This window comes from Pseudomonas gingeri (assembly GCF_013386115.1).
Taxonomy (GTDB): Bacteria; Pseudomonadota; Gammaproteobacteria; order Pseudomonadales; family Pseudomonadaceae; genus Aquipseudomonas; species Aquipseudomonas gingeri.
The window spans coordinates 908,638-930,537 of the sequence record NZ_JACAOR010000001.1 but is presented as its reverse complement, the minus strand read 5'-3'; the positions used below and the strand labels follow the sequence as shown (position 1 = coordinate 930,537).

Here is a 21,900-nt window from a genome sequence, read left to right as displayed (position 1 = left end):
GTTGCCTCTTGATCAGTGTTGAAAATCAGTGCTGAGGGTGAGTGCTCGCCAGCGAGCGCTTTCCTCGGCGACGGCGGCCAGCTTGTCTTCGACGACCTTCAGGGCGTCGGCACCGGCGATAAAACGCAGGGGCGGATGTTGTTCATTGACCAGTTGCACCACAGCGCTACCCAGGCGCGCCGGGTCGCCCACCTGCTGGTGGTTGCGGGCGGCGAAGACCGCTTGGGCCCTGGCCCGGTATTCGTCGTAGTCGGCAATTTCGCCGCTGCCCAGTTTCAACGAACGGCTGTCGAGAAAGTCGGTGCGAAACGCGCCAGGTTCGACGAGGGTCAGCTTGATACCAAAGCCGGCGATTTCTTGCGCCAGAGACTCGGAGAAGCCTTCCAGGGCGAACTTACTGGCCGAATACATCGAGGCTCCCGCGACGCCCTTGAAACCGCCGTTGGACGACATGTTGATCACGTGCCCGCCACGCTGCTTTCGCAGCACCGGTAGCACAGCACGGGTGACATTGAATGTCCCCAGGACGTTGGTGGCGAACTGGCGTTCTATGGCCTTGGATTCAATCTCCTCGAACGGTCCGAATTGGCCATAGCCGGCGTTGTTGACCAGCACGTCGAGACGCCCGAAGCGCTCAAGGCCGGCTGCGACAGCGGCATGGGCCTGGGCCTGGTCGCGGATGTCCAATGGCGTACAAAGCACCTGGTCACCGTAGCCGCCGTAAGTTGCGTTCAGTCGCCCGAGGTCGAGGTCGGTAGCGACAACCTGGTCACCCGCCGCCAGCGCGGCCAGGGCGATACCGGCACCGATGCCACCGGCGCAGCCGGTAATCAGCCAGACCCTGCTCATAGCGGCATTTCCTGCTCGATCCAATCCTGTACCGAGTTGAATTCAGGTGCCCAGCCCAGCTCCTGGCGGGCGCGTTTGGCGCGGACCCGGCTGTTGCTGCCGAAGGTGTAGTGCGCGTGCAAGGCGCCCCAACGCTGCGAGGCTTCGTCAACGGTCCAGAACTGCACCGGGCCGAGCTTCAGGCGGCGGGCGATCGACTGGCCGATATCGAGGTAGGCGGCTTCGCCGTTTTCCAGGAAGTAGAAGGCGCCAGCGGGGGCCTTTTCCAGGGCCAGCAGATAAAGCTCGGCGACATCCAGGACATGCACGTTGGACCAGCGATTCACCCCTGTGCCGACGATGCGAACCACGCGACTTTCCCGGGCCTGCTGCACGAGCCAGGGAATCTGTACGCTTTCCTTGTGCACGCCGGTACCGGTGCCGTAAATGGTGCTCGGGCAGATCACCACCGAGCGGATATTCTGTTCGGCGGCTGCCTGTACCTGCAGCTCAATGTCGCGACGTGGCTGCTTGGAGCAAGCCACCACAAAGGGTGTGTCTTCATCAAACACCGAGGGATTGACCTCAAGGCCTTGTGCGTCATCACCGATCACGCTGGACCCACTGGTGTGCAGCAGGGGTTTGCCGGTACCGGCAAGCGCCTTGATGAACGCCTCGATGGCACCCGGGTGGTCACTGTCGGCGGTATGAATGACGCCGTCGCTGGCGCTGGCTTCACGCAGCAACAGGTCGGTGTCGTCGAGGCTGCCGACCACCGGTTCAATGCCCAGCGCCTTTACCTGGCGGGCTTTTTCTTCGTCGCGAACCAAGCCACGGATGGCGTAGCCGGCCCGGATCAATCGCAGGGCGACGGTTCCGCCCACATAACCGTTGGCGCCTGTCAGGAAAATGCTCATGTGTACCTCATTGGGTTGATGACTGAATCCGACGGCGCCCCAGGGCGCCTCGATGTGGACCAATCTATCGGTGATCGGTAGGGCGGATTAAGGGGGGGAAGCGTCGTCTGATAAATGACACTGATGTCATCAATGTGATGCAGAGCGTTCAGCGCGTCCGCCGCATGCGAGAAAATTCACTAATACGTCTAATATTAGACGTATGTGATTGACTGGTCGGTCACTCGAGATCAAGATGGATTTCGGCAAGAAGGGAAGGCCTGCCGGGCGCCCAACGGTAATGGGTGTCGTTACATGCTTGACCCTACAAACAAGGGGAGTGGCGTGCCGAGGCATTGCAACCCTGATGGCCCGGCCGTACTCCGAACATAAATCCTGAACAAATCCAAAAAATACAGGATGCGCCGAACATGACCGTTATCTCTTCAAAGATGACCTGGGCCGCGGTGCTCATTGGTTTCTCACACGCCTCGTTTGCTCTGGACCAAAGCGATGCCGCCGGCTTTCTGGAAGACAGCAAGGCAAAGCTGCTCAGCCGCAACTTCTACTTCAACCGTGATTTTCGTAGCGACTACGGTCCCACCAGCCTGCGCCAGGAGTGGGCCCAGGGATTTATCCTGGATTACAAGTCCGGTTACACCCAAGGGGCCGTGGGCTTCGGTCTCGATGCCTACGGCATGCTCGGCATCAAGCTCGACGGTAGCCCCGGACGCTCGCCCCTGATGCTGCTGCCGATCGACAAGCAGGGCGATCCGAAAGATCAATGGGCCGAAGGCGGTGGGGCGGTGAAAGTTCGCTGGTCCGCGACAGAACTGAAATACGGTAACTTGATGCCGCTCAATCCAGTGTTCGCCATGGCCAATGCCCGTTTGTTTCCTTCCAGCGCCGAGGGCTTTCAACTGCTCAGCGGCGATATACCGCGTCTGAGCATTGACGCCGGGCATTTCACTTCGGGAAACGGTGTCAACGCCACCAGTCATGAGGGGCCTCTGAGTGCGTTCTATGCCCGGATCGACGCCACGCGCGTGGATTACTTCGGAGGCTTCTACAAGGCCACTGATTCCCTCAAGCTGGGAGCCTTCGCCGCTAACTACCAGGATATCTGGAAGCAGTACTTCGCCAGCGCCGACTATCTCTGGGCCATCGATAATCTGCAGGCCGTCAGCCTGTCCCTGGCCGGTTTTCATACCCGGGACAGCGGCCAATCCCTGGCAGGGAAAATCGATAACACCACGTGGTCGGCCAGCTTGGCTTACAAGCGTGGCCCGCACAAATTGACGTTGGCGCGACAGGTGGTCAACGGTGATCAGCCCTATGACTACCTCGGGTTTGGCAGCATGCCGGGTGATGCGGTGGGCTTTCTCGCCAACAAGTCGCAAAACGCCGATTTCAACCTGCCCCATGAGCATTCCTGGCAACTGCGCTATGACCTGGACATGGTGGCGTTTGGCGTTCCTGGCCTGACCCTGATGGGACGCTATCTCACCAGCGATGGCATCGACGGTAGCGGTTATGGCACGGGTGCTTACTCGCGTTTCAAGACCATCAACGACGGCAGTCGTTGGGAGCGAGACCTGGAGGTGCGGTATGTGGTGCAGAGCGGGCCGGTGAAAGATCTGTCGTTTCGGGTTCGACAAGCCACGCTGCGTTCGGATGTCGCGGTACAACGCGCGGACCTGCCCAACCTGGATGAAGTGCGGGTGATCATCGACTACCCGATCTCGTTCTGAGCCGCGGCATTTTCTTGGGTTTGCGAATTGACTATATCGTCAAATATTAGACTTATGTGATTGACAGTGATTTTTCAGGGGAGCAAGATCATTTCACAACGACTTCAACGGGGCATTTTTACCCCGCGATCAATAACAGCGAAAGGAGTTGAACCATGAGTCACCAACAGCTTGCACCCTCTGCCTTGTGGGGTGGCAAGATCTATAGCGCAGGTTGGGTCGAACCTGGCCTGGGTGTCGAAGCGGTCTATGAGAAGGCCACCGGTGCCGAATTGGGTCGAATCGGCTTTGCCTCTGCCAGCGATGTCGCGGCTGCCGCCGCTAGCGCCAAAGCCGCCCAAGTAGGCTGGGCCGCCTTGCCAGCCCCACAGCGCGGCGATGTGATCCGGCGTTTCTCGCAACTGGTCCTTGAGCATGGTGATGAAATTGCCGAGATGATCGTGCGTGAAACCGGCTCCATCCGACCCAAAGGGCAATGGGAAGTGCACATGACCGCTCGTGAGGTACTGGAAGCCGCAGCGCTGGCCAGTCAGCCGGGTGGTGTACTGGCGGCCTCGGCGGAGGTCGGCCGGCAGAGCGTAGCCCGGCGCATTCCCATCGGTGTGGTCGGAATCATCACGCCTTGGAACTCACCCTTTTTGCTGGCCTCGCGCGCCGTGGCTCCGGCATTGACCATGGGCAATGCCGTCATTCTCAAGCCGGACCCGCAGTCGCCGATTTGTGGCGGAGTGTTCTTCGCCCGGTTACTGGAGGAGGCCGGACTGCCCAAGGGGCTGTTCCATGTCTTGCCAGGCGGGGCAGAAACCGGCGATGCACTGGTTCGCGAGCCCTTGGTGAACATGATCAGCTTCACCGGTTCGACCAAGGTCGGCCGCCAGATCGGCGGGATCGCTGGCGAAATGCTCAAGCGGGTTTCGCTGGAGCTGGGCGGTAACAATCCCTACATCGTCCTCGACGATGCCGATATCGAGGCCGCCACCAGTGCTGGCGCCTGGGGCTCGTTCTTCCACCAGGGGCAGATCTGCCTGACCACCGGTCGTCACCTGGTGCATGAGCGGATTGTCGACCGGTACGTCGAATCGCTGGCTACTCGTGCGAAGAAACTGTTGGTGGGCAACCCGGCAGCAGGCGAAGTGCACCTGGGCCCGATCGTCAATGAGCGCCAGGCTGCGGGTGTCGACCGCATTGTTGCCGCCTCGCTGGCCAAAGGCGCCAAGCTGGTGGCCGGTGGTTCGCGCGATGGATTGTTCTATCAACCGACCGTGATCAGCGGCGTGGTACCCGGCATGTCGCTGTTTGACGAAGAGATCTTCGGGCCAGTGGCCGCCATCACCTCGTTCAGTGACGACGAGCAGGCCATCGCGCTGGCGAACCAGACCGACTACGGCCTCAGTGCAGCCATTGTTACCCCCGATCTGGCGCGGGCTCAGCGCATCGCTGATCGCCTGCACTCAGGGATCATTCATATCAACGATCAGACCGTGCTGCATGAGGTCTACGGCCCCATCGGCGGTGTCGGTGTGTCCGGCAACGGGTTCAACCACAGCACACTGACCAATGCCGATCAATTCACCGAGTGGCAATGGGTAACCACCCGAATGGAGGTGCCCCCTTACCCGTATTGAGTCACGTATCTGAACAAGACACGAGAGCACGCTGTCAGGCTGGCTCGACAGGCCAGCCTTCCTGAGAACAAGAATAACGAGGAAGAGCCATGTCCCTTTCAGGATTTGCCACTGAATTGATGCACGAATCCGATATTCGCTTCGATGACGAAGCCGACATTGTGGTTGTCGGTTCCGGTGCCGGTGCCTTCTCTGCGGCGATTACCGCCAGCAAGCACGGTGCTTCGGTGATCCAGCTGGAGAAAGCTGCGCAAATTGGCGGCACGACCAAAAAGGCGGCTGCCGCCTACTGGGTGCCGAATAACCACTTCATGCGCGGTGATGGTCGTGAAGATCCCAAGGCCGATGCCCTGAAGTACATGGCTCGGTTGACTCGCCCTGCCTCCTATGACCCTGCCAAGCCCTGCCTGGGCCTGACCGAATGGGAATACCGCCTGACCGAGGCGTTCTATGACTACGCTGGCGTGGCTATCGAACAATTGACCGAGTGGGGCGCCCTTGAGCCGGTACGCTGGGATATCCAGCCGGACTACTATGCGCAGATGCCGGAGAACAAGGCCCCCTATGGGCGGATCATCTATCCGCATCTGTTTGACGGTGGTGTCGATGAGGTCGGTGACGGCACGGACATGATCAAGGTCTTCGCCCGGGCGGCTTCGGGGCAGGGTATTGACCTGCGCACCGGGCACCAGGTGAGCCAGGTGGTGGTCAACGACCAGCAGCAGGTGGTGGGCGTGATTGCTCATACCGATGCCGGCAGCGTCGCTATTCGAGCCCGCCGGGCAGTGATCTTTGCCAGCGGCGGGTTCACCCATAACGTCGAGTTGCGTACTCAGTCGCTGCCCGGACCGGTGTTCGGTGGTTGTGCGGCCAAGTCCAATACCGGTGACTTTATTCCTATCGCCCAGGCCTTGGGCGCTGAACTGGTCAACATGAACGGTTCCTGGCTGGCGCCTATGGTCCTGGACCGCGCCATCGCCAATCGGCCGGATGCCACCTGCTCGTTCAGCATTCCCGGCGACAGCATGATTTTCGTCAATCGATTCGGCCGACGTGTAGTGAACGAGAAGGCACCCTACCAAGATATCGTGCCGACGTTCTGGGCTTGGGAGTCGCAGAAAGCCGAGTACCCGAATCTGGTTCTGGTGATGTTGTGGGACGAAGCCACTCGGCAGTTTCACGCCGGCGACAAATACGGCAATCCCATTGGTCGAGCGAAGAGTTCCGGCGGTACGGGCCCCGACGGCGGCGACACCTCGCATATTCTTGAAGGCGCCACGTTGGCGGAGCTGGAGCTCAAGATTCGCCAACGCCTGGAGCGCTTTGCCGCCCATACCGGCGGCTTCAACCTGGACGACAGCTTTCTCGACAACCTGCATGACACCATCAAGCGTTTCAACGGCTTTGCCGAGAACGGTCGCGATGAGGACTTTCATCGAGGTGAGACGCCCATTGAGCTGTATTTCAACATGGGGGCGAGACCAGGCAACAACAAGAACGAAACCCTCTGGCCCATCTCCGCAGAGGGACCTTACTACGCGACCTTACTGGCGCCCGCGACCCTCGATACCAAAGGCGGTCCGCGTACTGACATCACCGCACAGGTCCTGAACCGTTCCGGTGCACCCATCGACGGCCTGTATGCCGTGGGCAACTGCGCGGGCGCGATGTCCGGTGGCAGCTACTGGGCCGGGGGCGCCACGCTGGGACCGATCATCACCTTGGGCTATGTCGCGGGAATCAACGCGGCCCAGCAGCCTATCCGGGCAGCGCTTACCCAGAAGTCCCCCGGCCTTTCAGCCTGATCATTATCGGCCGGCCGAAGGTCGGCCTTCATTGGAGACGTATCATGAGTGATATCCGTAGAGTGGCCGTTGTGACCGGCGCTGCCCAGGGATTTGGTCGGGCGATCAGTGTCGGTTTCGCCAGGCGTGGCGTTGATGTCATCGGCGTCGATCTGTCCGATTGCGATGAAACCGCCCGAGAGGTGACTGCCTTGGGCGCTCGCTTCGTGGGGTTGGAAGCCGACGTATCAAGCCCCGAATCCACCGCGACGCTGCAGCAGTTGATCGACAGCGCGTTCGGTCGCTGCGACATCCTGGTCAACAACGCCGGTATCTATCCGAACAAGCCCTTTGCCGAGGTCGATTTCGCCCTGTGGCAACGGGTACACCGTGTCAACCTCGACTCACAGTTCCTGATGGTCAAGGCGGTGTTGCCGGCGATGACCCGCAACCGCTGGGGCCGCATCGTCAATGTCACCAGCAATTCGCTAGGGCTGGCAGCGCCCGGGCTGGCTCATTACATGTCGAGCAAAGCCGGGGTAATCGGCTTTACCCGTGGCCTGGCCACCGATGTTGCCGAACATGGCATCACGGTCAATGCCGTGGGGCCTACTGCGTCGCTGACCCCTGGCGGCAAGTCAGGAATCGACCCTCAGGTGATTCAGGCGCTCGCCGCAACCCAGGCCATCAAACGCCCGGGCACTGCTGAAGATATCGTCGGCACGGTGATGTTCCTATCCAGCGAGGACAGCGCCTGGGTGACGGGCCAGACCATCATGGCTGATGGGGGCCTGGTGCGTTTGTAGTCCTGGTCCGGCTTGAATTTACAGGTCATCAGTACAAGAGGGTATTCATGATGAAACTTGAAGGAAGAGTAGTCATTGTCACGGGAGGGACCGGCGGCATTGGGCGCGCCGTCTGCGATCGTTTCACCGCTGAGGGGGCGAAACTTGTGGTGGTGGTTGACAGGGCCGAGCCCGGTTACGAGTTGCGCCCGGGTCAAACGTTCCGCCAGGGCAGTGTCTCCGATCCGCAGTTCTGGGGCACTTTGGTTGCTGAACTCGAGGGGGCTCACGGCAGTATCGACATATTGATCAACAATGCCGGGATTATCGATCACACGCCGTTGCACGAAGTCGACCTGGATAAATGGGACGAAGTCATTGCTGTCAATCAGACCGCCGTGATGCTTGGCATGCGGGCGGTCATCCCCGGTATGTTGAGAAAGGGCAAGGGCGCGATCATCAACACCTCTTCGATATGGGGCACCGTGGCGGTTGAGGGGGTCGCCAGTTACCACGCCAGCAAGGGCGCGGTCCGAAACTTGAGCAAAAACGCGGCGTTGACTTATGCCAAGCGCGGCATCCGGGTCAATTCCGTGCATCCGGGACTGATCCGTACGCCCATCGTCGACCAGCAGGCCGAGGAGAAAAACGCCTGGGTGATCGCCCAAACACCCATGGGGCATATGGGGCGACCGGAGGACATCGCGGCGGGCATGTTGTTTCTCGCCAGCGATGAGGCCGCGTTCATTACCGGTACGGAGTTGTACATCGACGGTGGCTATACCGCGCAGTGAGCCGTCGAGTTTTTGCACCCACAAATTGACGATTTAGTCGATTAATAAACCTGATGTTCAATAATAAAGTGAGGAAAACATCATGACCGATCAAGCACTGCTCGCTCGCCTGGACGCCCTGGAAAGCCGCGTTGCTATCGAGCGCCTGATCAATACCTATGCCCAGGGCTTCGACAGCCGGGATCCGGAGTTGGTCAGGTCATTATGGTTTAACGATTCCAAGCTGCTGATGGGCTCGTTCGGCAACTACGAAGGACTTGACGCCATCGTCAAGGCCGCCGATGGCTTCTGGAGCCAGATCCGCCACATGCACCACTGGATGGCTGACGTCATCATCGATATCGACGGCGACAAGGCCACCTCGCGGGCCGCGCTGGACTGTTTCGTTATCGATAACACGGATGGCCCGACGCAGATTGGTGGGCTCTACACCGACACCTTTGAGCGCCGCAATGGCCGTTGGGGCATCGTGGTACGCCGCTTCGAGCTGCATTACCAGACACCGCTGACCGGCTGGAAGTCGAAGCAGGGGACTGATGCCTGACGTCCTCGTCTGTGGTTGATGCCCGGTCCGTCCGGTCGCTACGTCCTGACGGATCGAGGCGTGATGAACATTTGCTTTTTAATTGACGTATTAGTTTTATATTTGACATATGTGTCGAATTAAGCGATTTTAGATTCACATACACCGCTGCCCGGATGTTTGGAGAACACCATGAACCACCACGCTTCTTCCCAGGCCACTGCCGGATTCCTCAATACCGACTGGAATCCACGCAACGTACCGGCCGGCACCACGACCACCAATGTGGTGTTGCGCACGGCCGACAAGGCGGCGACTTCTGGCTCCCTGTACCAACCCGCCGTGGCTACCGACACGGTCGTCTGTGTCATGCACCCACGTGAGTTCATGGCTTGTCACTACCTGATTCCGGATATTGTCGAGGCTGGCTTCGCCGCTTGGTCTCAAGCGCCTCGTTCGGTTGGCAATGACCTGCGTCTGGAGCACGAACTCGCCCTGCACGATGTGGCCGCGGGCCTCAATCATCTGCAATCCCTCGGTTTCAAACGCATCATCCTGCTGGGTAATTCTGGCGGTGCCGGTTTGTATGCGTTCTATGCAGAGCAGGCTTCGTTGCCGGGGCATGAGCGGATAGCCAGGACCCCGGGTGGTCGTCCGACCTTGCTGACCGAATTGAACATGCCGGTTCCGGCGGGCCTGGTGTTCGTTGGACCGCATCCCGGGCAAGGGGCGTTATTGCTGAACTGCATCGACCCATCGGTGAGCGACGAGAATGACCCGTTGTCGATCGACCCCGACCTGGACCCGCTGAGCCCGGCCAACGGCTTCAACGGCCCGGGCGATACCCGTTATTCGGCTGATTTTGTCCTACGCTATCGCGCGGCCCAACGTGAGCGGGTGGCGCGACTCGATCAGCGGGCCCGCGAGTTGATCCAGCGGCGCCAGGCCGCCCGCAAACGGGTCAAGGAACTGGGCCGTGACGCCAGCGCCGCGGACCGCCGGGTGGCAGGGCACACGCCGATCATTAACGTCTGGCGCACCGACGCGGACCTGCGTTGCTTCGACCTGAGCCTGGATCGCTCCGAGCGCCGTTTCGGCTCCCTGTGGGGCAGCGATCCTTATGTGTCCAACTACGGAGCGGTCGGTTTTGCCCGCCAGTGCACACCGGAAAGCTGGCTCTCCACCTGGTCGGCCCTGTCGTCCAATGCCTCGCTGGCGCGCACGGCCTACGCGCTGACGCAGCCGATACTGGTGATCGAGTACACCGGTGATCAGGCGTGTTTCCCCGGCGATGTGCAGAAGATCTTCGACGCGCTGGGCTCCAGCGACAAACAACACTATCGCGTCAGTGGCGATCATCACGGCCGCTCGATTGAACCTGACGGTCCGTTGGGCCGCCAGGAAGCCGGCCAGCGACTGTCGACCTGGCTGCTACAGACCTTTGCGCGCTAACCCCTTCCTATCCCATTCGAACCACGCTGGAGGCGTCCATGACTGTATTGGAACCCACACCCGTCACGTTGCAGTTGCACGGTGTCGACCACACCGCGCGACCTACCTGGAAGTTGCGCGAAACCATCGAGTTTTACCGTGACAAGCTCGGCTTGCCGCTGATTCATGTGATTTCTGCAAGGGGTTGGGGGCCCGATACCCATCCCGACTTCCTGCACTTTTTCTTCGACAGTGGAAAGGGCAGCACCATCGCTTTCTTCTATTACCTGGGCTCGGATCAGCCGGACGCCCTGGAAGGTCGTAGCGATATGCGCCCAGTACCGGACGATCATGTCTTCGATGCCACCCACACCGCCTGGGAAGTCCGGAGCGAAGGTGAGTTGCAGGCTTGGAAACAGCGACTGGAAAGCCACGGATTGAGCGTCTCGGTGGAAACCCGGCATGAAGTCATCGAATCGATCTATGTACGCGATCCCAATGGTTACTTCATTGAGTTCACCCGCAAGTTACGGGCCCTGGGCGAGTTGGATGCCAGCGACGGTGCGTTGACCCTGCAGGCTGCGCTGGACGCCGAGAGCAAGGCACGGGAAGAAGGTCGGCGGGTGACCGATATCGACGAGGTCTGGACGCGCAAGGCGCAGTTGATTGATGCCCGCAACGCCGGCGCCAGCGCGCCGATCCGTTTATATATCCCGCAGCTCGAAGAGTTCTCCTCGATTGTCCGGGATGCCGCGCAGCGCACCGATTGTCGGATCGTAGCGATGGCCGGTTACGACCGCATCGACGCCGACGCGCCGATCGAGTTCCGTCGCAGCGTACTGGGGATCAAACCGGCTATCTGGTACGGCCTGTTCACCGGTGGCGTTCACGGCACTATTGAACTATTGGATCGGGAGCACGTGCGGATCGTACCGGCCCTGGCGAACTGAGGGTTTTTGGGACATCGAGTTGTCTGCCTGACATGAAAGCAACCGTCCCAGCCATGCCCTGAACACATGCCCTGAACACCGTGCACTTGCATAAGAATAAGTAACCGCTACGGGAAGGTTTTCCCGGGCAGGAGGCAAGAAGTCAATGAAAGGTATACACAGCCCCATCGCCGGGGTCGTTTATCCGGTGGCGCAACGCGCCGACCAGTATTTCGCCAATGGCGCCTGGGTCGACAGTACCGTCGGTCAGGTCTTGCGTGACACAGCCGCGCGTCACCCTGATCGCATCGCGTTCGTCTGTGACGATATCAACCTGACGTTTGCCGAACTGGATGCCGCCAGCGAGCGACTGGGTGCAGCCTTGCTGGAGATGGGGCTGAACACCGGTGACCGGGCGATTTTCCAGCTCGGTACCTCACTGCAAACCGTGATCGTGCTCATGGCCTGCTTCAAGGCAGGTATCGTGCCGGTCTGCTCGTTGCCGCAGCATCGGGAAGTCGAAATCGGTCAATTGGCCGTCAAGGCCTCGGCCCGGGGCTATTTTGTCCAGGCCGATTTCGGCCGCGACGATCTGGTGGCATTCGCCCGCGGCATGTTGGCCCAGAGCAGTACCCTTGAGCATCTGATTGTCGTGCGTGGCGAATTGACCGGCTTGGCCAATGTCGAGTCGCTGATTGCCAACATGCCGCTGGATCTTGCTCGCCATCGCCTGGCGCGAATCAAGCTGGGTAGCCAGGATGTTTTGAGTTTCCAACTGTCTGGCGGCACCACCGGTACGCCCAAGATCATTCCACGGTTCCACGCCGAATACCTGGGGCATTCACGTGACCTGGCCGGGCTGTATCAGGTCGACGAACGCAGCAAGGTGATCTGGTCACTGCCGCTGTTGCATAACGCCGGGCAGCTTTATGCCTTGCTGCCACCGCTGTTGTTCGGCATGACCACAGTCCTGATGTCTCGGGTCGATATCGCACTGATGCTTGAGCTGATCGAACGGCACCAGGTGACCCATGCTTTGTCCATCGGTCCGGTTGCCCCGCAATTGCTGGCCTATCAGGACGTCGGCAAACACGACCTGAGTTCACTGAAGATGTTTGCCACCATGAGCCGCTCGGAGATTCTCGAAGCTCATCTGAATGTCCCTTGTTCAAACCTCTACGGCCTGACCGAAGGCCTGCTGTTCGGTTCGGCCCCGGATGCGCCGCTGTATGTGCGACATCAGACCCAGGGCGCCTCGGGCTGTGCCCACGACGAGCTGCGCCTGCTCGATCCTGACAGTGAACAACCGGTCGGCGCCGGGCAAATGGGGGAACTGTGCTTTCGCGGGCCATCGACTCTCAATGGCTATTTCAATGACCCCGTCGCCAATCAGGGCGCGTTTACCTCGGATGGTTTCTATCGCTCGGGCGACATGATGACAGCCCATGTGGTCGACGGGGTGACGTATTACACCTTTGAAGGCCGTTTGCGCGACAACGTCAATCGCGGTGGTGAGAAGATCGGCTGTGAAGAGGTGGAAGGCTTTGTCTGTCGGCATCCGGCGATTGCTGACGCCAAACTGGTGGCCATGCCCGATCCGATCTACGGCGAAAAAGGCTGCATTTTCATCATCCCGCGTACCGACGCGGTGCTGCCCGATCTCAAGGGGCTCAGTGACTTTCTGGTCGGGCAGGGGTTGGCCAAGTACAAGTCACCGGAGCGCATTGAGTTGATCGATGTCTTTCCGGTGACCAAGGTTGGCAAGCTCGACAAACCCGCGCTCAAACGAATTCTGGCCGAGCGCATGATCCAGGAAGAGGCCCGTGCATCATGAAAACCACTGAAGCGGTGATCAGTCGGATGCCGTTCATTGTCCGGCGCCGGGTGAAGTGGGGCGATTGCGATCCGGCTGGTGTGGTCTACACGCCAGTGTTCGGGGAGTACGTGATTTCTACCGCCGAACTGTTCTACGAGGAGTTGCTGGGCATGTCGCCCCAGCATGCCAAGCAGTTCCATGGCTTTGGCACGCCGACCCGGGCGCTGGCGTTCGATTTTCGCGGTTCGCTGCGCCCCGATGATGAGTTCGATATCGAGGTGCAGGTCAGTGAAGTCCGCAGTCGCAGCTATGTGTTGACGCTGACCGCGCGGACCCAGGTCGGCGACATTGTCTTCGTGGCCACCCACACACCCGTGTGCGTCGCCCGTGACGAGCGCAAGGGCATCGTTATTCCGGACGTGTTCCGTGAAGCCCTGCTGAGTTATCAGAGTAGTTATGCCCGGGTGCACAAGGCCCCGGCGGGTGAGGTGTCCTCATGAAAATCGCAATCGTTGGCGGTGGACCTGCCGGCCTTTATTTCGCCTTGCTGGCAAAAAAACACAACCCGCGTCATGACATCAACGTTTATGAGCAGAATCCTCGCGATGCCACCTATGGCTGGGGGGTGGTGTTTTCTGATGTCGGCCTGGCTGCCTTCGCCGAAGCAGATCCGGAGTTTCATCGGGAGTTCATTGCCCACCATGTGGCATGCGATTTTCTCGAAATCGTCCATCGCGATACTCATGTGCAGGTTCACGGCAATCATTTTTCCCGTACTTCCCGTATCGATATGCTGCGCACCCTGCAAGGCGCCTGCGAACGTGCCGGGGTGAAGGTCCATTATGGCCAGCGCATCAACGACTTTGACCAACTGGCCAGCCAGGTCGATATCCTGGTAGCAGCCGATGGCACCAATAGCCGGGTCCGCGGCCACTACGCCGAACACTTTCGGCCGAGTTTCGAAGGCCGACGCAACAAGTTTGCCTGGTACGGCACACGGCAACGCTTTCACCCCGTGTCACTGATTTTTCGCGAGAGCGAGCATGGCGTGTTCATCGCCCACAGCTATCAGTACAGCCCGCAATTAAGCACGTTCCTGGTCGAGGTCGATCCGCAGACCTGGCGGCGAGCCGGGTTGGATCATGCCGACGAGGAGCAAAGTCGCCGTATTTGTGGCGAGATTTTTGCCGCTGATCTAGGGGCCAACGAATTGCTGAGTAATCGCTCGTTGTGGTTCGAGGCGAGTGTCGTGCGCAACGAACGTTGGACCCATGGCAATGTCGTGCTGCTGGGTGATGCCTTGCGCACGGTGCATTTCTCCCTCGGGTCGGGAACGCGCATGGCCATGCAGGACGCTATTGCCTTGCATCGGGCACTGGTGGAGCACCCTGCCGACGTGCGCGCGGCATTCGACCTGTTCGAGTCCGCACGGCGGGGCGCTTCCACCAGCTTCCAGAGTGCGGCGTCGCGCAGTCTGGACTGGTACGAAAACGTCGCGAACAAGTTGCACCTGGACCCTGTCAGTTTCGCCTACGACTACATGGGACGTACCGGCCAAGTCTCCCATGACGATCTGCGCCAGCGCGACCCGCACTTTATCGCCGCTGTGGAAAAGCGCATGGCGGCACCGCAGGTCGCGGCGGGCTGAGCCCGGGGGCTGTAGCGTCGCCCGCTGTCAAAGGGGCGGCGCGTATCAACCAATAACAACAATAAACAATGCTTGATGGAGCCACTCATGAACACGATCGACGTGGGCGAGGTTATCGACAACAGTCGACTGAGCCGTTTGCAAGTGCTGGTGCTGGTGTTGTGCGGGTTCTGCATGATCATTGACGGATTCGACGTCCAGGCCATGGGCTACGTCGCACCGGCCATTATCCAGCAATGGGGTATCAACAAGTCAGACCTGGGGCCGGTGTTCGGTGCAGGGCTGATCGGCATGGCCCTGGGCGCGCCGCTGGCCGGTGTGCTGGCCGACCGTTTTGGACGCAAGCTGGTTTTACTCGTTGCCCTGGTCGGCTTGAGTGTTGGCATGGCCGCCACCGCGACGGCCGAGAGTGTCCGCGAGTTGTTGGTGCTGCGTTTTCTCGCCGGTTTCTGCATGGGCGCCATTGTGCCCAATGCCATGGCCATGGCCGGAGAGTTCAGTCCGGCGCGTAATCGCGTCACGCTGATGATGCTGACCTCTTGTGGTTTTGTCGTCGGAGGCGCGTTGGGCGGCACCCTGGCGGCGGTCATGATCGAGCCTCTGGGTTGGCACTCGGTGTTTCTGGTCGGCGCGTTGGCCCCGTTGCTGCTGGCGGGGGTGATGCTGGTGCTGATGCCGGAATCGATTCAATTCATGGTCCTGCGCCAGCGCCAGTTGGACCGCGTCAAGGCCTGGTTGCTGCGTATCGATGGCACGCTGCGACTGGACCAGGCTACTCGCCTGCAGATGCGCGATGCCCCAGCAGGCCAGCGATCGTCGATGCTGGATCTGGTGCGTGACTCACGTGGGTTGGGCACGGCGATGCTGTGGATCATCCTGTTCATGAACCTCTTGGGTGCCTATTTTCTCGCCAGTTGGCTGCCGGTGATCATGCACGGCGCCGGTCATGACACCTCTTCGGCGGTATTGGCCGGCACCTTGCTGTGGATGGGCGGCATCGTCGGCAATCTGGTCCTGGGGTGGTTTGTCGATCGTCGCGGCTTTGGCCCGGTATTGCTATGCATGTTCGCCGTGGCCGCGGTGTCGATTGCCGCGCTGGGCCAAGTGGCAACGTCAATGGTCAGTGCGTGCGTGGTGATCGCCATCGCCGGGTTTTGCATTCTAGGCGGGCAAAGCGCACTCAACGCCCTGGCCACTGTGTTTTATCCCACGACCCTTCGTTCCACGGGGGCCGGCTGGGCATTGGGCATCGGCCGACTGGGATCGATTCTCGGTCCGTTGATTGGTGGCGAGCTGATGCGTTTGGGCTGGAGCCCGCAGGCGCTGCTGCTGGCAGCCGCCGTTCCAGCCACGCTGGCGATGCTGGCCAGCCTGGTGTTCTGGTCCCGAGGCGGTTTGCCGGGGCCGATCGTACCTGCCGCAAGGCAACCCATCGCTGTGTAAACAATAAGAAAGGGAGACACCCAGATGACGCGTTTCAACGGCAAGACGGTGGTTGTGACCGGCTCGGCACGAGGGCAGGGCGCGGCAGAGATCCGGCGATTTCACCAGGAAGGCGCCAATGTCGTGGTCAGCGATCTGTTGGTCGATGACGGTGAGACGCTCGCTGCCAGCCTGGGCGAGCGGGCCATGTTCATCGAGCACGATGTGTCCAGCGAGGGCTCGTGGCGTGAACTGTTCGGTCAGGTCGAGCAGACCTTCGGTGGCTGCGACGTTTTGGTCAACAATGCCGGGATCTATCGCCCAGCGACCATCGCTGAAACGGACAGCGAGTTGATGGAGAAGATGTTCCGTGTCAATCAGCTCGGCGTCCTGCTGGGCATGAAGTACGCCATGGAACCGCTCAGGCGCCGGGGCGGTGGGTCGATCATCAATATCTCATCGGTGGTCGGCTTGCGCGGTTCGGCCGCGACCGTGGCTTATGGCAGCACAAAATGGGCGGTGCGCGGCATGACCAAGGTTGCCGCCAATGAGTTCGCCGAACACCGGATCCGGGTCAATTCGGTGCATCCAGGGTATGTCAGCACCGAGATGCTCAAGGCCAACAGCGAGGCGAGCAATAACGCCGGTACACTGGCGACACCCTTGCAGCGCCAGGGGGCTCCCGAGGAAATCGCAGCCCTGGTGGCGTTCCTGGCCAGTGATGAGAGTGCCTTTATCACCGGCGCTGAAATCGCGATCGATGGTGGCTGGACGCTCTAGGCGATGCTCCGCCGCGCCCTGCACAAGGGCGCGGCGGACATGACTGATCTTGTTCTGAGCCGCTGGCGCTGGCATGCTGCGGCTACTCTGTACGGGATTTACTGCACCTCATGTCCAATACCGCAAAAACCAAGACGCCAGCCCGTTACGAGCTGGTGATGAACCAGCTGATGGAAGCCGCTGAACGCCTGTTCGCGCAGAAAGGCGTGGCCGGTACTTCGCTGCAGGAGCTGGCGGAGGCCGTTGGCCTGACGCGCACCGGTATCTACCACTACGTCAAGGGCAAGGATGAAATGCTCGAGGCGCTGGTGCGTGGTTTCACGCTGGAAACCGCACGGGATCTGGAGCGCCTGGCGGCAGCCGAGAGTGGCAACGCGATCGATCGGCTGCGCGAAGGCGTGAGTAACATGGCCTGCAAGGTGGCCCAGCATCCACAGCGCTTTCGTTTGCTGTTGACCAGTGAAGGGGCCTTCCCGGAAGCCTTGGCCAAACAGTACCGTACCGCCCGCAAGCGTACTTTGGCGGCCTTGACCGAGCTGGTGGCGCAATCGATCCGTGAAGGCTCCTGCCGCGCAGTGAACGATGAGATGGCGGCGTTCTCGTTGTTGGGTGTCTGTAACTGGGTGGCTTTCTGGTATCCCCATGGCGAGAAGACCAGCGACCTGACCCCCGAACAGCTGGCCAGCCAGCTGACGGCGGTTGCGCTGGAAGGCCTGGTGGCCGGGCGTGATGCGTCGGGTGCCGGCGGGATTTCCCAGATGATCGGATTGTTGCGCGAAGACATCGATCGTCTTGAGGGCATGATCGCCCCTCGTTGATTCGCTACCCGTGCCCGGCGAAGCGGGCACGGGCATCCTTTACTACCAGACCGAATCCCCTCGCAGCGCTACATCGGCGCCACCGTCGATGAAGATCGTTTGGCCGGTCATGTGTCCGTTTTTCTCGCTGGCCAGGAACGCCAGCAGTTCGGCGGCCTCAATCGGCTCGTACGGGCCTTTCAATGGCATTGGGCAACCGGCGTTGATCCGGTCCTTGGTGGCCTGGTCCTCGAACAGCCGGGACAACAGCTCGGTCTTGACCAGCCCCGGGGCGATGGCGTTCAAGGGAATCCCGGCGCCGGCCCATTCGGCGTTCACCGCCACACGGCGAATCCAGCGCGACAATGCCTGTTTGGTGCTGGCGTAGGCGTAAGGGGCTTCTTGTGCGCGGGCCATGGCCTGAGCTTCTGTGCCGTCGAGCATCGCGTCCACCAGTTGCGAGTCGAATGCATGGATCGACACGATGGATGACACGGCTACCGCACGGGGTTGCTTGGCCTTGAGCAGCAGCGGTCGCAGGCCTTCCAGCGTGGCCAGCGCGCCGTAGTAGTTGATCGCAACCGTAGCGGGACCGGCGATGTCGACACCTGCGATGGCCAGCACGCCATCAACGATACCGCCGCTGAGTTCGCTGGCCTTGTCGATCAGCGTCTGACGACCTTCGGCGTTGGACAGATCGGCAATGATCTCGGCATCGCGCAGGTCGGCACCGATTACTCGGTGGCCCTGGGACTCGAGCAACTGCCGCGTGGTCCGGCCAATTCCGGATGCCGTACCGGTGATGACATAGGTTCTTGGGGTGGTCATGAAAACCTCGGTTTCAAGGGGTTGGAGAAATCAGGCGCCCATCTCGAAGGTGTCGGGGTCGGGGCCCAGACGTCCGGTTTGCGGGATATGGGAAATTTGCAGCATGTCTTCGGCGTCCAGCACGAAGTCGAAGACATGGATGTTGGCGGCAATGCGTTCGGTGTTGGTCGAGCGCGGAATGACGATATGGCCGCTTTGCAGGTGCCAGCGCAGGACCACTTGGGCGCTGCTCTTGCCGAGCCTGGCGGCGATGCGAGCCAGGAGGGGTTCCTGCAGCAACGCGCCGCCCTGGCCCAGTGGGCTCCAGGATTCGGTGGCGATACCGTGCTGGCGTGAGAACGCCACCAGGGGGGCCTGAACGAAATCCGGGTGGATCTCGATCTGGTTCACCGAGGGGATGACGCTGGTGGCGTCGATGATGCGTTGCAGGTGTTCCTGGTGGAAGTTGGAGACACCGATCGAACGTACACGGCCTTCGTCACGCAGGCGCACCATGGCCCGCCAGCTGTCGACGTAGGCGCCTTTGCTCGGCAATGGCCAATGGATCAAGTACAGGTCCAGCGTTTCCAGTTGCAAGCGCTTGAGGCTTTCGTCGAATGCACGCAGGGTTTGGTCGTAGCCGTGCTCGGCATTCCACAACTTGGTGGTGATGAAAATCTCGTTGCGGGCGATATCGCTTTCAGCGACGGCACGACCCACCCCGACTTCGTTGCCGTAGATCATCGCCGTATCGATGTGCCGATAACCTGCCTGTAAGGCTGCTTTTGACGAGGTGTAGGCCTGTGCGTTATCGAGTTGCCAGACGCCCAGCCCCAATTGGGGAATCTGGGTGCCGTCGTTCAGGGTAATGAGTGGAGCGTGGATCATTGGAGGGTGTCCTGGTGAGGAAAAAGACTCGCGGTCATATCGACGAGGGGGTGGTGATCCAGCCTTCGACGTACTCGAACCAGAAGATGCGCCAGCGCTGGTTTTCCCGGCGTAACTTGATGCGGTAATGAGCGCCGTAGAGTGGCAAACCTTGCGGGGTAGTGGGTTGTTGCGCGATGACCCGGCCCAGCAGCATCTGCGCCTGGTTGCCCTCGATATCGACTCGCAGCGGCACGCAGAAGTGCTGCATCCACGGCCAGGGCTGACGAAAATTCTTGAGTTGGCCCATGACTTCATGACGGCCGTTGAGATCGCCGATGGGGGGGAAGGCGCCGGCGATGTCGTGCGCCAGGGTGTCGCGCATCTGGCCGAAATCTGCCTGATCCATGGCCCAGATGTAGCGCATGAATACCTCGGCCACTTCATCTTGCGCAGTCCCTGCGACACGGGCAAAGGGCAGGCGTGCCCAGGGCGAATCCAGTTCATTGAGCAGATGAGGCGCTGGGTCACCAACTTCCCAGAAGCGCCTTGATCGCGGCGGATTCCAGCGCGGGACGAGGGCATGATTGCCATCGAGCCAGTTGAGGGTCAGTTGCAGTTGGCTGAACAGCCACCCACCATCGGTGGCTGCGAGTTCACCTACCAGCAGTGCACCGAACAACAAGGGTGCGATCGACGTCCCGGGAGGGCTGATCCGTCCATACAGGTAGGCGCCCAGTACGGCGCGATCATCCTCGACGCCGACATGATGGTTGGTGGACTCGATGCGCACGATGTGCCCATGAGGCCAGTCCAGTGCAAGCGCCTTGGCCACTGCGGCGGGCCCCTGCAACTCGCCGTGGGCACTGCTGGACAGTCTCGCCGATGGGGCGAGGGTGCCGGCCATGCTGACCGGCGTGGCGGTAGCCCAGGCAGAGAGGAAATGTTTGAGCCGATCGAGAATATCCCCGCGTGGGGACACGGTGGTATGACTCATCGCGCAGATTCCCGAACGGTTGCCGTGTGCGCCGGGAACAGTGGCAGGATATGTCGGCCCAGCTCTTCGAAAATATCCTCCGGGCGCCGCCGGGTCGGTTTGAGATTGAGCACCAGATGGGTGACGCCGGCGGCCTGTTGCGCCTGCCAGAGTTCGATCAGCGCGTGACGTCCGCCACGCAGCACCTGGCCGCCCTGGATCGGAGCGTCAGGGTTGCGGTCAAGATCGAACCAGCAGCCGTAGCCGTATGGCTTGTAGCCGTGCTCGGCACAGGCATCGTTCCACTGTGGAAGGATATCGGTCATGCCGCGCGGGTCGAAGCCATGCCAGATCCAGGCATCAACATGGGCGGCGAGCCATTCCAGGGATTGTCCTGCACGCCCGGCGGCAATGAACGGAAAACGCTGGATAGCCGGTTTGGGGATCAGGTCCAGGTTACCGTCCATATTGCCGTGGTACTGCGAACGGTAGCTGGGAAATGATTGTTCGCTGACGGTATGGATGATCTGCAGCGCCTCGCGAAAGCGTGCTGCACGCTGATTGAACGTCTGCCCGAATGCGGGATACTCGGCCGGCCGGTCACCGGAGGACAAACCCAGCAGCAAGCGCCCACCGAGTAGCTGGTCGACGCTGGCTGCCTGCTTGGCAACGATCAGAGGATCGCGCAGCGGGGCGACGATACCGGCAGTACCGATAGCGATATTGCGGGTCACGGCGCTTAACCAGCCGGCATAGACCATCGGATCGAGAATCTGCCCGACATCACCGAACGTCGGGTCAAAGAACGGCACATCTCGCAACCACAGGGCGGCGATGCCGACGTCGTCGGCCAACCGCGCCATAGCGGCATGGTTGGCCAGGGTGGGTGCAGGGCTGTCGGGGTAACCCTCCAGGGGCGCAATGAAACCGATACTCAAGTGGCCGGGGCGGAAGACGCGTGTAAAGCCCGGATGTCCGGACAGCGCGGGGGGGAGTAACTGGGTCATGCACGGCTCCTGGCTATCAGCTTTGTGGCAGCGAGGTGGTTTGGTGACCCAGCAAGCGCCAGGTGCCCGACTCCTTGCGCCAGACGACGAGGAACAAGGTGTGCAGGTTCCTCAGTGTGCCGGCTACCGTGGCGATCATGCGCACGCTACCGGTGGCCATGAGCGCGTTCTCGCCCAAGGCGCTGACTTGTTCCAGGTGCTGTTCGGCACTGTGGTAGACGAATGCTCCCTCGCGGAACTTCTTCAGATAACTGGTTTTGTCATCAGTGAAGCCGCTGGAGTGGACGTAGACCACCTCATCGGAAAGCAGTTGTTCAAAACTATTGACGTCTGCGTCTATCATTAGACGAAATCGTTTGTCTTCAAGTTCGGTGGCCAGGGTGAACAGGTCCGTTTCGGTAACTTGATTCATGGGGGGGCCTCCTGAGGCATCA

At 60.6% G+C, this 21,900-nt stretch carries 21 protein-coding genes; 14 read left to right on the top strand and 7 right to left on the bottom strand.

All coding sequences use genetic code 11. From position 1 onward, the window contains the following. Nucleotides 1-12 precede the first annotated feature (12 nt). Nucleotides 13-849 (bottom strand): SDR family NAD(P)-dependent oxidoreductase, encoded by an 837-nt coding sequence (locus tag HX881_RS03910; protein WP_177082925.1) that lies wholly within the window; start codon nt 847-849, stop codon nt 13-15. Then, nucleotides 846-1,745, bottom strand: a complete 900-nt coding sequence (locus HX881_RS03905; RefSeq protein ID WP_177082923.1) for an NAD-dependent epimerase/dehydratase family protein — start codon at nt 1,743-1,745, stop codon at nt 846-848. Before HX881_RS03905 ends, HX881_RS03910 begins: the two co-directional genes overlap by 4 nt. 410 nt (nt 1,746-2,155) lie before the next feature. Between HX881_RS03905 and HX881_RS03900 the strand changes: the two genes are divergently transcribed. The 14 genes from HX881_RS03900 (at nt 2,156) to HX881_RS03835 (ending at nt 17,830) form a co-directional block, all read left to right on the top strand. After that, nucleotides 2,156-3,475: an OprD family porin gene (locus tag HX881_RS03900; protein WP_177082921.1), complete on the top strand. Its 1,320-nt coding sequence runs from the start codon at nt 2,156-2,158 to the stop codon at nt 3,473-3,475. Between the two features lie 155 nt (nt 3,476-3,630). Then, on the top strand, nt 3,631-5,100 hold the full coding sequence (locus HX881_RS03895; protein WP_177082919.1) for a benzaldehyde dehydrogenase: 1,470 nt from the start codon (nt 3,631-3,633) through the stop codon (nt 5,098-5,100). 89 nt (nt 5,101-5,189) lie between these two features. Further along, nucleotides 5,190-6,905, top strand: a complete 1,716-nt coding sequence (locus HX881_RS03890) for an FAD-dependent oxidoreductase (RefSeq protein WP_177082917.1) — start codon at nt 5,190-5,192, stop codon at nt 6,903-6,905. Between the two features lie 71 nt (nt 6,906-6,976). After that, nucleotides 6,977-7,690, top strand: a complete 714-nt coding sequence (locus HX881_RS03885; protein ID WP_218171546.1) for an SDR family NAD(P)-dependent oxidoreductase — start codon at nt 6,977-6,979, stop codon at nt 7,688-7,690. Nucleotides 7,691-7,737: 47 nt separating this feature from the next. Then, nucleotides 7,738-8,463, top strand: coding sequence for an SDR family NAD(P)-dependent oxidoreductase (locus HX881_RS03880; RefSeq protein WP_246356435.1), 726 nt, complete (start codon nt 7,738-7,740; stop codon nt 8,461-8,463). Nucleotides 8,464-8,545: 82 nt separating this feature from the next. Next, nucleotides 8,546-9,007 (top strand): nuclear transport factor 2 family protein, encoded by a 462-nt coding sequence (locus HX881_RS03875; RefSeq protein WP_177082912.1) that lies wholly within the window; start codon nt 8,546-8,548, stop codon nt 9,005-9,007. A gap of 171 nt (nt 9,008-9,178) precedes the next feature. Further along, the gene (locus HX881_RS03870; RefSeq protein WP_177082910.1) at nt 9,179-10,438 is read left to right on the top strand and encodes an alpha/beta fold hydrolase; all 1,260 of its coding nucleotides are present in this window, start codon (nt 9,179-9,181) and stop codon (nt 10,436-10,438) included. Between the two features lie 38 nt (nt 10,439-10,476). Beyond that, nucleotides 10,477-11,367 (top strand): VOC family protein, encoded by an 891-nt coding sequence (locus HX881_RS03865; protein ID WP_177082908.1) that lies wholly within the window; start codon nt 10,477-10,479, stop codon nt 11,365-11,367. Between the two features lie 145 nt (nt 11,368-11,512). Then, entirely contained in the window at nt 11,513-13,180 is a 1,668-nt protein-coding gene (locus HX881_RS03860) for an AMP-binding protein (protein WP_177082906.1), read from the top strand. After that, a complete protein-coding gene (locus tag HX881_RS03855) occupies nt 13,177-13,662 on the top strand; it encodes an acyl-CoA thioesterase (RefSeq protein ID WP_177082904.1) in 486 nt (161 codons plus the stop codon). Before HX881_RS03860 ends, HX881_RS03855 begins: the two co-directional genes overlap by 4 nt. Further along, nucleotides 13,659-14,810 (top strand): FAD-dependent monooxygenase, encoded by a 1,152-nt coding sequence (locus HX881_RS03850; protein ID WP_177082902.1) that lies wholly within the window; start codon nt 13,659-13,661, stop codon nt 14,808-14,810. Before HX881_RS03855 ends, HX881_RS03850 begins: the two co-directional genes overlap by 4 nt. 87 nt (nt 14,811-14,897) lie before the next feature. After that, complete coding sequence (locus HX881_RS03845; RefSeq protein WP_177082900.1) at nt 14,898-16,253, top strand: MFS transporter; 1,356 nt, start codon at nt 14,898-14,900, stop codon at nt 16,251-16,253. 24 nt (nt 16,254-16,277) lie between these two features. Then, nucleotides 16,278-17,012: an SDR family NAD(P)-dependent oxidoreductase gene (locus HX881_RS03840; RefSeq protein ID WP_177082898.1), complete on the top strand. Its 735-nt coding sequence runs from the start codon at nt 16,278-16,280 to the stop codon at nt 17,010-17,012. Nucleotides 17,013-17,122: 110 nt separating this feature from the next. Then, nucleotides 17,123-17,830 (top strand): TetR/AcrR family transcriptional regulator, encoded by a 708-nt coding sequence (locus tag HX881_RS03835; RefSeq protein WP_177082896.1) that lies wholly within the window; start codon nt 17,123-17,125, stop codon nt 17,828-17,830. A gap of 42 nt (nt 17,831-17,872) precedes the next feature. Here HX881_RS03835 and HX881_RS03830 read toward each other — a convergent pair whose 3' ends face one another. The 5 genes from HX881_RS03830 to HX881_RS03810 are packed head-to-tail and all read right to left on the bottom strand — an operon-like array spanning nt 17,873 to nt 21,878. Next, on the bottom strand, nt 17,873-18,637 hold the full coding sequence (locus HX881_RS03830; protein WP_177082894.1) for an SDR family oxidoreductase: 765 nt from the start codon (nt 18,635-18,637) through the stop codon (nt 17,873-17,875). Nucleotides 18,638-18,667: 30 nt separating this feature from the next. After that, nucleotides 18,668-19,504, bottom strand: coding sequence for an aldo/keto reductase (locus tag HX881_RS03825; protein ID WP_177082892.1), 837 nt, complete (start codon nt 19,502-19,504; stop codon nt 18,668-18,670). Between the two features lie 34 nt (nt 19,505-19,538). After that, nucleotides 19,539-20,480, bottom strand: coding sequence for a nuclear transport factor 2 family protein (locus tag HX881_RS03820; RefSeq protein WP_177082890.1), 942 nt, complete (start codon nt 20,478-20,480; stop codon nt 19,539-19,541). Continuing rightward, the gene (locus HX881_RS03815; protein WP_177082888.1) at nt 20,477-21,466 is read right to left on the bottom strand and encodes a TIGR03571 family LLM class oxidoreductase; all 990 of its coding nucleotides are present in this window, start codon (nt 21,464-21,466) and stop codon (nt 20,477-20,479) included. Before HX881_RS03815 ends, HX881_RS03820 begins: the two co-directional genes overlap by 4 nt. 16 nt (nt 21,467-21,482) lie before the next feature. Beyond that, the gene (locus HX881_RS03810) at nt 21,483-21,878 is read right to left on the bottom strand and encodes a nuclear transport factor 2 family protein (protein ID WP_177082887.1); all 396 of its coding nucleotides are present in this window, start codon (nt 21,876-21,878) and stop codon (nt 21,483-21,485) included. Nucleotides 21,879-21,900 lie beyond the last annotated feature (22 nt).

Coding starts and splice junctions, on each gene's coding strand:
- HX881_RS03875 (WP_177082912.1), top strand. CDS start 8,546: ATGACCGATCAAGCACTGCTCGCTCGCCTGGACGCCCTGGAAAGCCGC.
- HX881_RS03855 (WP_177082904.1), top strand. CDS start 13,177: ATGAAAACCACTGAAGCGGTGATCAGTCGGATGCCGTTCATTGTCCGG.
- HX881_RS03860 (WP_177082906.1), top strand. CDS start 11,513: ATGAAAGGTATACACAGCCCCATCGCCGGGGTCGTTTATCCGGTGGCG.
- HX881_RS03820 (WP_177082890.1), bottom strand. CDS start 20,480: ATGAGTCATACCACCGTGTCCCCACGCGGGGATATTCTCGATCGGCTC.
- HX881_RS03825 (WP_177082892.1), bottom strand. CDS start 19,504: ATGATCCACGCTCCACTCATTACCCTGAACGACGGCACCCAGATTCCC.
- HX881_RS03835 (WP_177082896.1), top strand. CDS start 17,123: ATGTCCAATACCGCAAAAACCAAGACGCCAGCCCGTTACGAGCTGGTG.
- HX881_RS03890 (WP_177082917.1), top strand. CDS start 5,190: ATGTCCCTTTCAGGATTTGCCACTGAATTGATGCACGAATCCGATATT.
- HX881_RS03910 (WP_177082925.1), bottom strand. CDS start 849: ATGAGCAGGGTCTGGCTGATTACCGGCTGCGCCGGTGGCATCGGTGCC.
- HX881_RS03840 (WP_177082898.1), top strand. CDS start 16,278: ATGACGCGTTTCAACGGCAAGACGGTGGTTGTGACCGGCTCGGCACGA.
- HX881_RS03865 (WP_177082908.1), top strand. CDS start 10,477: ATGACTGTATTGGAACCCACACCCGTCACGTTGCAGTTGCACGGTGTC.
- HX881_RS03905 (WP_177082923.1), bottom strand. CDS start 1,745: ATGAGCATTTTCCTGACAGGCGCCAACGGTTATGTGGGCGGAACCGTC.
- HX881_RS03850 (WP_177082902.1), top strand. CDS start 13,659: ATGAAAATCGCAATCGTTGGCGGTGGACCTGCCGGCCTTTATTTCGCC.
- HX881_RS03895 (WP_177082919.1), top strand. CDS start 3,631: ATGAGTCACCAACAGCTTGCACCCTCTGCCTTGTGGGGTGGCAAGATC.
- HX881_RS03900 (WP_177082921.1), top strand. CDS start 2,156: ATGACCGTTATCTCTTCAAAGATGACCTGGGCCGCGGTGCTCATTGGT.
- HX881_RS03810 (WP_177082887.1), bottom strand. CDS start 21,878: ATGAATCAAGTTACCGAAACGGACCTGTTCACCCTGGCCACCGAACTT.
- HX881_RS03815 (WP_177082888.1), bottom strand. CDS start 21,466: ATGACCCAGTTACTCCCCCCCGCGCTGTCCGGACATCCGGGCTTTACA.
- HX881_RS03880 (WP_246356435.1), top strand. CDS start 7,738: ATGATGAAACTTGAAGGAAGAGTAGTCATTGTCACGGGAGGGACCGGC.
- HX881_RS03870 (WP_177082910.1), top strand. CDS start 9,179: ATGAACCACCACGCTTCTTCCCAGGCCACTGCCGGATTCCTCAATACC.
- HX881_RS03845 (WP_177082900.1), top strand. CDS start 14,898: ATGAACACGATCGACGTGGGCGAGGTTATCGACAACAGTCGACTGAGC.
- HX881_RS03830 (WP_177082894.1), bottom strand. CDS start 18,637: ATGACCACCCCAAGAACCTATGTCATCACCGGTACGGCATCCGGAATT.